The organism is Pseudomonadota bacterium (assembly GCA_010028905.1).
In the GTDB taxonomy this organism is placed as follows: domain Bacteria; phylum Vulcanimicrobiota; class Xenobia; order RGZZ01; family RGZZ01; genus RGZZ01.
Genome location: RGZZ01000201.1, coordinates 1 through 8,627, shown reverse-complemented (window position 1 = coordinate 8,627; position 8,627 = coordinate 1). Strand labels below are relative to the sequence as shown.

Below are 8,627 nucleotides of genomic sequence, written 5' to 3'. Positions count from 1 at the left end.
TGCTGCTGCTCGAGGCGCTGCCGCTCGCTCAGCATCTCGGCGAGCACCTTCGCGGTGTCGTCGGCCTGGGCGTGCTGCAGGTAGTAGACCCAGAACTGGTGGGGCTCGGCCTCGGTCTGGTTGCGACGCTCGAGGCTGGCCAGCAGGCGCTCGATGGTGCGGTGCTGCTCGGGCACGGCCACCACCAGCAGCGAGTTGGTGGGCTGGTGCACCGTGAGGCGCAGCAGGGCGCGATCAGGGAACAGGCTCTCGATGTTCTTCGACACGTCGGCGGCCCGCACGCGCACGGGGTAGTAGATGCGAAGCGACGGCTTGTCGGTGCTCACGTCGATGCGGCGGGCCAGGGCCATGACCCGCTTCACGACGCTCGCCTCATCCATCACCACCACGGTGTTCGAGTTGGGAACCGCGCTGATGACGCCCGTCGCCGTGAGCAGCGGGCGAAGGGCGTTCACCGCCTGCTCGCTTCCCACCTTGGTCATCTTGATCACCGCCACCAGCACACGGCCGCCACCGCCTTCGCTGTAGAGGCGGGTGTTGCGCTGCTTCACGTTGGCCAGCGGCGAGACACGGTGGACGCCGTCGACCAGCTCGACGCCGAAGCCGTAGGCCTCGAGGGCGGAGACGAACATCTCCCAGGCCTCGGAGGGAGACAGGCGGTTGGGGGAGACCAGGGTGACCTTGCCCTGAACCTTCTGATCGATGACGATGCTGCGACCCGTGATCTGGCCGATGATGCGCGCCAGCGTCTTGACGTCGATGTCTTCGAAGTTGAGCTTCACGCCGTCGTGCTGGAAGGTGTCGAGGGTCGACTGGTCGAGGGTCTGGCTCGGCGAGGTGGTTGCGGTGGTGCCCGGCCTGGCCTGCACGGGAAGGGTGGTGATCATCACGAGCGCTCCGAAGCCCACGGCCAGCGCGATCGCCAGCCCTGGGTTCGTGGTTCGTGGAGCTTTTCGTTTCCCGTGCACGCCAGATGTCCTCACTGTGTCTTGATCGTCAGGTTGTCGAGCGGTCCGCCGACCGCGAGGGTCAGGGTGGCGCCCCGCTGCTCGACGCGCAGCGGACCGCTCACCTGGGCCTTGCTCCAGTCACCGCCCGCCACGTTGAACGTCAGCTCGCCGTGGCCGCGAAGGCGGTCACCGAGCAGCTCGACCGAGGCCTGCCCCTCGGTGGGATGGGCCTCGAAGGTGCCAGAGATGTTGACCGGCCCCTCGTAGACGAGAAGCCGGCCCCGACCGGATATGTTGAAGGTTCCATGGGCCGACGATTTTGCCTGCAAGAGAACGAGGTGCGCGCGCAGACGCCCCTCCTCGAGGGCCTTGCTCTCCATCGCCGGGAGCGGGTAGCCATCGAGGTCGACCTCGACGCCATCGAGTCTTACCGTGCCGTTGAGCCCACCCCAGGGGGCTGTTCCCTCGACGTGGATGCCGTCGATGCCGGTGCGCAGCTCGAGGCTGCTCAGGCGAAGCCAGACGTGGCCGCGGGCATCGGCCACGGTCACGTCGTCGATGCGGCTGCGCCAGAGCGCCCAGCGCTCGTTCTTCCAGCGCAGGCGCAGGCCGCTTCGCGCCTCGACGGTCTGGGTCTGGGCCTCTACCAGGGCGTCGACGGGGAAGAACCACAGGAGCGCGGCGGCGTACACCGCCGCGAACCACGCCGCAAAGGCTGCGATTCGCACGCTAGGGCGCCGCGCCAGCGGGGCCGTTCACCGTGATCGTGACGTCGAAGAGGCTCTTGCCCGTGAGATCGTGGAAGTCGGCGTCGTCGGGGCGGATGCCGGCCTCCTCGAGGGCGTGGAGCAGGCGCATGAGCGTGCCACCGTCGATGTCGGAGAGCTTGATCTGGGCGCCTTTGCCTACGTCCTGGATGTTCTTGATGTGGTTGGCCGGGATGGCGACGCGCTTGCGCACGATGTCGTCGATGGTGAGGGCGATGGAGGTTCCGCTCGGTTTGGACGTCGGCTTCGCCTGAAGGGCGCCGAGCTCGCCCGCAATGGTTCGGGCGCGCTCCACCGCGCGCTTCGCGTTCGGGATGTCTCGCTGCTGGAAGCTCTGGATGAGGCGCATCGACGGTTGGACGAAGAAGCTCCACCACAGCAGCAGGAAGCCGGTGAGGCCGCCCCAGATCACGATGCGTCGCTCTCGCTCGCTGCGGAACTTCATGGGGGCGTGCCTCCCGCCGCGGGACCCGTCAGGGGCGCCACCATGGTGAAGCCCTGTCGCGCCGTGGGCTGGCCGGGCTCGGGCGGGAGCTGGTTCGAGCTCACGTTCACGTCGCCGAACTGGGCGGCCAGGGCATTCTTGAGCGATTCCACCGCGGGGTAGGCGGCCGCGCTTCCTCGCAGGCGCACCTCGTTCGCGCTCACCGCGATCTCCTCGATCTTCAGGTCACCCGCCTTCTCGGCGTCCCGGGCTTTCGTGACGGCCCCCGACAGGGTCACCATGAGCGACTCGAGGTTGTGGCCGGTGCCGCTCGCACCACCGCTGCGGGCTTGCAGCACCGATTCGAGCTCAGCGAGGGAGGAGACGTTCCCGGCGGTGCGGGCGATGGTGCGCACCGCTTCCTGGTTGCGGGCCAGCTCGCGCGAGAGCGCCGCGCGGCGCACCCCCAGGTCGAGGCTGGTGAGGGCCACCATGATGGCCAGCAGGGCGGCGACGACGGGCACCAGCGATTTCTTGTCGTGGGTGCTGTGCAGGTTCACGCCCTCTCCCCCGCGCAGGCCCCACAAGGCCATTCCGAAGGCCACCACGTCGAGATCAGGGTCGACCCCTTCGGGTACGGGCATGCGTCGCACGGGCCGTCCCAGCTTCGATTCGAGCCAGGGGCCGAGCCCCTCGAGACGGGCGCCACCTCCCGTGATGAACAGGGGAACGGTCGATTCCTCCGGGGGGAGCAGGGCGTCGCTCAGCAGGCGCTCGATGAAGCCCGCCACCTCTGCCAGGGCGAGGCCTTTCTCGTGCTTCAGCCTGCGGGCCAGCTCAGGACCGGACAGGGCACGCTGACGGCCCACCAGGGCGTCGAGGTCGTCGCCGCCCCGCAGCAGCACGCGCACGTAGTCGAGGTGACCGCCGCGGATGCGACAGAACGTGGTGTGACGCGCGCCGAAGTCAGCCACGAGAGCGTCGGTGACGCCGGCCAGGGCGAGCACGCGCTGAAAGGCGTACGGCTCGGCGTCGACCGTGCTGGGGCGAGGCGGCGTGTCATCGGCAAGGAGCGTCGAGACCGACGACGACGCGCAGGCCACCACGAACACCTCTCCCCCCGCGCTCGCCACGAAGTCCCACGCCGCCTGCCCTGGGGGGAAGCCCAGGCTCAGCTCGAGCTCCTGGGCGATCATGGCCTCGAGCCGCCGACGATCGGTGAAGGGAAAGGTCAGCGCGCGAAACGTGAGGTTCGAGGCGGGGGCTGAGAGCACCACACGCGCGGCGGTGGCGGGTGGCGCCACCACGGCAACCCGGCCCCATCGCTGGTCGACGGCGATGCGGCGGGCTCCCGCGGCGCCTCTGTCGAGACCGATCTGGAGCGGCATGGAGAACGGCTAGAACCTCTGCGTAGACTGGTTGCCCGTGGGCTGAGCGGGGGTCGACGATCGGCCCGGCATCGACGGGGAAGGCGAGGGACTCGCGCCGCGCGGCGATGCGCTGCGGTCTGAGGTGGGATCGGTGACGTCGCTTCCGCTCTCCTCCAGGTTCCATGTGAGCGGCTTGATTCCTCTCCCGCTCCCCCTGTAGCGCGCGATGAGGGTGGTGTCCGGTGGGCCTTCGAGGGTGTAGCTGCCTGTTGCGGCGCCCACTTCTGCCTTGATCTGCCAGGTCTCGCTCTTCACATCGGCCACCTTCTTGAGGAAGTAGATGTGATCGCGCGTGACACCCGGGACCTCGAGGAGGTCGTCGAGCCTCTTGAACGGCGTCCGCTCGCGATGGTCGATGATGGCCTTCACGAGACCGCTGTCGAGGTTCTCGGCCAGGGCCTGCAGCACGGCGGGAGGGGCGGTGTTGATGTTGACCTTGCCGTTCGAGTGCACGGTGATGAGCGGTGACAGTCCATACTTCTCGATCCCGCCGCTCTGAAACGCGCGGGCTGCCCCCGGCGAGGGAGAGGCTCCGCTGCCGCGCAGCAGCGTGGGGGGGATGCCCTTGACCTGCAGTATCTCGTCGATGCTGTCGAGGGGGGCATTCTTGGGGAGGCGCTCTCCGTAGTCGAGCGCCTCCGCACCGCCCGGCAGGCGCCGGTTCGAGTCGGCGTCGATCCAGTCGAGAATGGGGTTCACGACCTCGTCATCCCGCTGCCCCAGCTGCTTGACCAGGCGGCGGAAGACCTTCACCTGGTCATCGTCGACCTGTCCGTCCTTGCCGATCATGGCGTTCGGGTTGTAGAAGCGCTCCTCGTCGGTGATCTTCACCTCCACGAGATTGCCGTCGATCTCGAGCGGGGGCGCTCCGATGGCCCAGGGGTCTTGCAGGGTGTGGGCGCTCTCACTCGACGACGGCAGCAGGGGCAGCACGGCGCGCACCGCCGATTGCGCCACGTAGTACGAGCGGTCCTGGGCGCGGATGGTGGCCATCATCTGGCTCGCGTAGGTGGCCTCGCCCGCCAGGTTGGTCACCAGCGTCATCAAGATGGCTAGAACGCCTAGCACCACGATGATGATCATCAGCGGGTTCCTCCGGTGCTGCTCGACGTCGGGTTCGACGCGCCGCTCTGCGGGATCGTCGAGCCCGACGTCGACTGTCGTGACGGGCTGGGTGAGGGGGTGGCGCTCGAACCCGGAGATGACGATGCGCCCGGGGCGGGTGCGCTCGCGGCGGCCGACGATCCGCCGATGCCGGGAAAGGCCTCGAACGTGGCGGAGGCCGTCTGGCCCTCGTCGATGTAGAAGAGGGTCACCTCAATGCGCTCGGGCACCTCGTCACGCTTCCAGCCCTCGATGAACTCGGGGTTCGACCAGTAGCGAACCTTCATTCCCGTGATCAGGCGGGAGTACGGCATCCAGGTGTTGTCGTGGAGGCGCTCGCCGCCGATCCACGGCGCTTCGCGATAGCCCAGATAGGGGGCTTCACCAGGGGTGCGGATGATGCGCCACTCGGCGTGCCCCACGCCCTTGCTGAAGACGAGGGACGAGGTCACCATGTCGAGCCAGTCGGTGTTGGGCTCACGGCCGATCTCTCCCACCACGGAGGTCGATGTAGCCGCTGAGGTGGCGATGGTGATGATCTGGCGTCGCATGGCCGACATCACGCGCAGCAGCTCGGCCTCCTGCTCTCCCCGCAGACGGGCGGTGGTGGCCGACGTGGCGCCGTTGAGCAGGGTGGCCCCCACGAGAACCATCACGAGCAGCACAAGTCCGATGGTCACGAGCAGCTCGAGGAGCGCGAAGCCTCCGCTGAAGCGGCGATGGAGGGGACGCACGCGCCTCACCTACGGCTGCTCGCTGTTCTGGCGCAGTCGGTAGGCCGTTGCCAGACCGATCTCGTCATTGTTGGCGTAGACGGCGACCTGCAGCCGCTCGATGGGCAGCTTTGCGGTCTCCACCGAGGTCGACCGCACCTTCACCGTGTAGGGGCCGCGCGTGTCGGTGCGCTCGCCCTTGAACCGCGTCGCGAGCAGGGTGTCGAGGGTGTAGATGGCGAGGTAGTGCGCCTCGCGCTCTGACTGCACGCGCGCGATGGCGCTCGTGGAGCCCAGCTCGAGGTTGATGAGCGGAACGGCCACGAGCGCGAAGATGGCAAGGGCCACGAGCACCTCGATCAGGGTGAAGCCGCGGCCCTGGCGTCGCCTCACTTCTTCGCGGCTTCGAACAGCACCATCTCCTTGATGTACCGCTCGGTTGGACCGCTCAGGTCTGATTTGATCACGCCGACGTCGGGCACGTACCACGAATCACCCGCAGTGCCTTCGCGCTTCTCCTGCATGCGCACCGCGTTGAAGGTGCCGGCCGGCACGGTGACGCGCTCCATGCCGACCACCGCGCGAGACGCCATCGACCCCATGGGCATGCGCATCTCCCAGCTCGATCCGGGCTTGAGGGGGAACGAGAGCATGCGCGTGGAGGCGTCGACCTTGTGGGTCTTCTTGCCCTTCTCGCGCGGCGGTTCCTCGATGCTGTACCACAGCCCGTCGGGTCGGCTGACGATGTAGATGCGGTTCACCTTCTTCATGTCGCCGATCTGCGACGTGACGAGGTACTGCGAGAGATCGCCCTCCTGCTTGTCGAGGGTCGTGTCCTCGTCGAACTCGCGAACCTTGACACCGTTGCGGTAGTCGGTGTAGTGCAGGCGGTAGTGGGTCCCGAGCTTGAGCGGGAACGACTCCGCTGGAACCGCGAACGGGCTGGCGCCGGCCGCGGGTGAGGCCGGCGGGGGCGGCGGTGGCGGCGGAGCGCTGCTGGCGGAGACGCCGGATGGCGCAGTGCTGGCCGAGGCCACCGCGGCGCCGCTCGGGGTGGCCCCGGGCTTCTTCTCGGTCGTCGAGCAGCCGACGCTGGCGAGGGAGATGGAGAGCAGGGTGATGGCGGTGAGTGCGCGGTACTTCATCAGGTCATGGTTACGCAAGGCGGCGCCTGAACCCTCTCGGGGAACGCGGCAGGTCCTCACCGCGGCAAGGTCACCCCTGCCCGAAGCCCTTCACCTCGAGCCACGAGAACCAGATGGGGTGGCGGCGCCTGTACCATTCGAGAATCTCGTGCAGGCGGCGCTGCTTGTCGGGGGGGATCACGGCGGGTCCGATGCGGTCGAAGTGGATGCGGATGCGGTTGCCGCCTGGGAACTCGAGGGCTTCGGCGCACAGGGTCTGCAGCTCGTTGCGGATGCGTCCGGAGTCAGAGACCTTGACCGGGCGCTGCTGGTAGTCTTCACCCGAGAGGAAGCGGTTGAGCAGCGGGCTGAACACCAGGCGGCCCTGCTCGTGCGATTCCATGAGGCGCAGCGTGAAGGTGATGCGTCGGTCGGTGCGCGGGCGCATCAGGCGCACCGTCACCCGCCACTGATCGGTGCCCTGCGCTTCCACGCCGTGGGTTCCGGTGTACGGGTCGGCGAGCATGTATCCCAGGGCGGCGAGCACGTCCCAGTGCTTCTCGGGGAAGAAGTCGTCGGCCACGAGGGTGGGCTTGTCGAGGTCGATGCCGGCCTCTCGCCCCTCGCGGATCACGCGGCGGTACTCCTCCACGGCGGCCGGATCGGGGATCTGGCCGATGGCCACCGACAGGCGCGACGCGAAGTCTTCGGCCGTGTCGTCGAGGCCCATGACCACCGCTTCGCGCTCCCAGGGCAGGTCGAACTTCGAGGTGAACACGTTGAGCGACGCGTGCACGTCGAGCAGGGGGCAGAGGCTCGCGGCCTGCAGGGCTTCGGCCGAGGCCGCGTAGCCGTCGACGAAGAACACGTGCTCATCGCCCTTGGCGTCGTGCCAGCTCTTGATCATGAACGTGGGCGCGTAGGTGCCGGACTCGTTGAAGGCCTGCATGCCCGTGGGCAGGGTCCAGCCGTCCTCCACCAGGTGAACGCCGAGATCCTTCCAGGTCTTCCAGAGCGATCCGATGCGGTGGAGGCGGCTCTTGCCACCGAGGGTCCAGACGTGGATGTTCTCTCGCTTGATGCCAGGGTAGGCCAGCTCGACGGCCTCGAGCACCTTGGCGCGTGGGGTGCGGAAGCTGATGAGCACCGCGTTCTCGGCGGCGGCCTTCATCACCTTGCTGGGGAGCAGCAGGTTGCCCGCGTATCCCTCATACGGGCGCAGCACGTGCAGCGGCTGGTCGAAGATGTGCAGCACCGTCATGGGCCCGGTCTCGGCCCCCGCCGCGAAGCGCGACGTGTTCTCGAGGGTGTCGATGGCGGCGCCCCACACGATGATGCCCGAGCGCTTCAGCTCGCCGTAGAACTCATGCCAGCCATAGCGCGGGTCGTTGAGCAGGCGGGAGATGCGCTCGTCAAGCCACTGCGCGATCTCGGGGCGCGCATAGACGCGGCCGAAGCCGAGCTGCGGGTTGGCGCCCATCTCGGGGGTCTCGCCGGCCTTGGGCATGAGACCTTCGCCCAGGCACACCATGATGGCGTGGTTCTCAGGCAGGTGGCGGCTCATGTACCAGAGGCTCTCGCTCATCACGTAGGCGGAGATGGCGTCGGCGTCTTTTTTCACCTGGTTGATGATCGACTTCTCCTGGCCCTTGCCCTGGCCGTAGGGGCCGAAGATCTGGGTTCCCAGGGCCGTGGCCGCCGCGGTGACGGCGAAGAGGCGCTCGAGCTTGCCGCTGATGAAGCCGTGATCGGCCAGCTCACCGGGCGATGGGCGCCCCCGCAGCCACTCGGTCTCGACGTCTTCGAGCCAGAGGTGGAAGCGCCCCAGAATCGGGCGTGCGTCGAAGGCCCACTGGGCGAGCATGTCGCGGCGGTCTTGGGTCGACTGTTGCATGGTCATGGCTGGCTTCCCCGATTCGTCGAGATTCAAACGTGTGCGTGAAATTATTCAAACGTGTGCGTCAAAGGTCTGAGACGGCCCACGCCCTTCAAGGCGGCTGCCTCACCCTCCTGCGCGGGTTCCCTGCGCCTGCGGTCCGGGAGACGTGGTGCGGAAGGTGAAGTCCGGGTTGTTGTCGACCAGGCGGCTGAGGCTCCAGCTGGTCTCGACCAGCA

9 protein-coding genes are annotated in these 8,627 nt (G+C 67.8%); all 9 read right to left on the bottom strand.

Annotated features, from left to right (window positions below):
• Nucleotides 1-968, bottom strand: a 968-nt coding sequence (locus EB084_14020) for a hypothetical protein (protein ID NDD29373.1), incomplete at its 3' end; no start/stop codon positions are given.
• An 11-nt stretch (nucleotides 969-979) separates the two neighbouring features.
• Nucleotides 980-1,678, bottom strand: coding sequence for a hypothetical protein (locus EB084_14015; GenBank protein ID NDD29372.1), 699 nt, complete (start codon nucleotides 1,676-1,678; stop codon nucleotides 980-982).
• 1 nt (nucleotide 1,679) lies between these two features.
• Nucleotides 1,680-2,162: a hypothetical protein gene (locus EB084_14010; GenBank protein NDD29371.1), complete on the bottom strand. Its 483-nt coding sequence runs from the start codon at nucleotides 2,160-2,162 to the stop codon at nucleotides 1,680-1,682.
• Complete coding sequence (locus EB084_14005) at nucleotides 2,159-3,529, bottom strand: hypothetical protein (GenBank protein ID NDD29370.1); 1,371 nt, start codon at nucleotides 3,527-3,529, stop codon at nucleotides 2,159-2,161. Before EB084_14005 ends, EB084_14010 begins: the two co-directional genes overlap by 4 nt.
• 9 nt (nucleotides 3,530-3,538) lie before the next feature.
• Nucleotides 3,539-4,654 carry a general secretion pathway protein GspK gene (locus tag EB084_14000; protein NDD29369.1) on the bottom strand — a complete coding sequence of 372 codons (1,116 nt, stop codon included), beginning with the start codon at nucleotides 4,652-4,654 and terminating at the stop codon, nucleotides 3,539-3,541.
• On the bottom strand, nucleotides 4,654-5,418 hold the full coding sequence (locus tag EB084_13995) for a hypothetical protein (GenBank protein NDD29368.1): 765 nt from the start codon (nucleotides 5,416-5,418) through the stop codon (nucleotides 4,654-4,656). Before EB084_13995 ends, EB084_14000 begins: the two co-directional genes overlap by 1 nt.
• The gene (locus EB084_13990; GenBank protein NDD29367.1) at nucleotides 5,419-5,877 is read right to left on the bottom strand and encodes a prepilin-type N-terminal cleavage/methylation domain-containing protein; all 459 of its coding nucleotides are present in this window, start codon (nucleotides 5,875-5,877) and stop codon (nucleotides 5,419-5,421) included.
• Nucleotides 5,778-6,533 (bottom strand): hypothetical protein, encoded by a 756-nt coding sequence (locus EB084_13985; GenBank protein ID NDD29366.1) that lies wholly within the window; start codon nucleotides 6,531-6,533, stop codon nucleotides 5,778-5,780. Before EB084_13985 ends, EB084_13990 begins: the two co-directional genes overlap by 100 nt.
• A gap of 70 nt (nucleotides 6,534-6,603) precedes the next feature.
• Nucleotides 6,604-8,406, bottom strand: coding sequence for a hypothetical protein (locus EB084_13980; protein ID NDD29365.1), 1,803 nt, complete (start codon nucleotides 8,404-8,406; stop codon nucleotides 6,604-6,606).
• Between the last annotated feature and the right edge of the window lie 221 nt (nucleotides 8,407-8,627).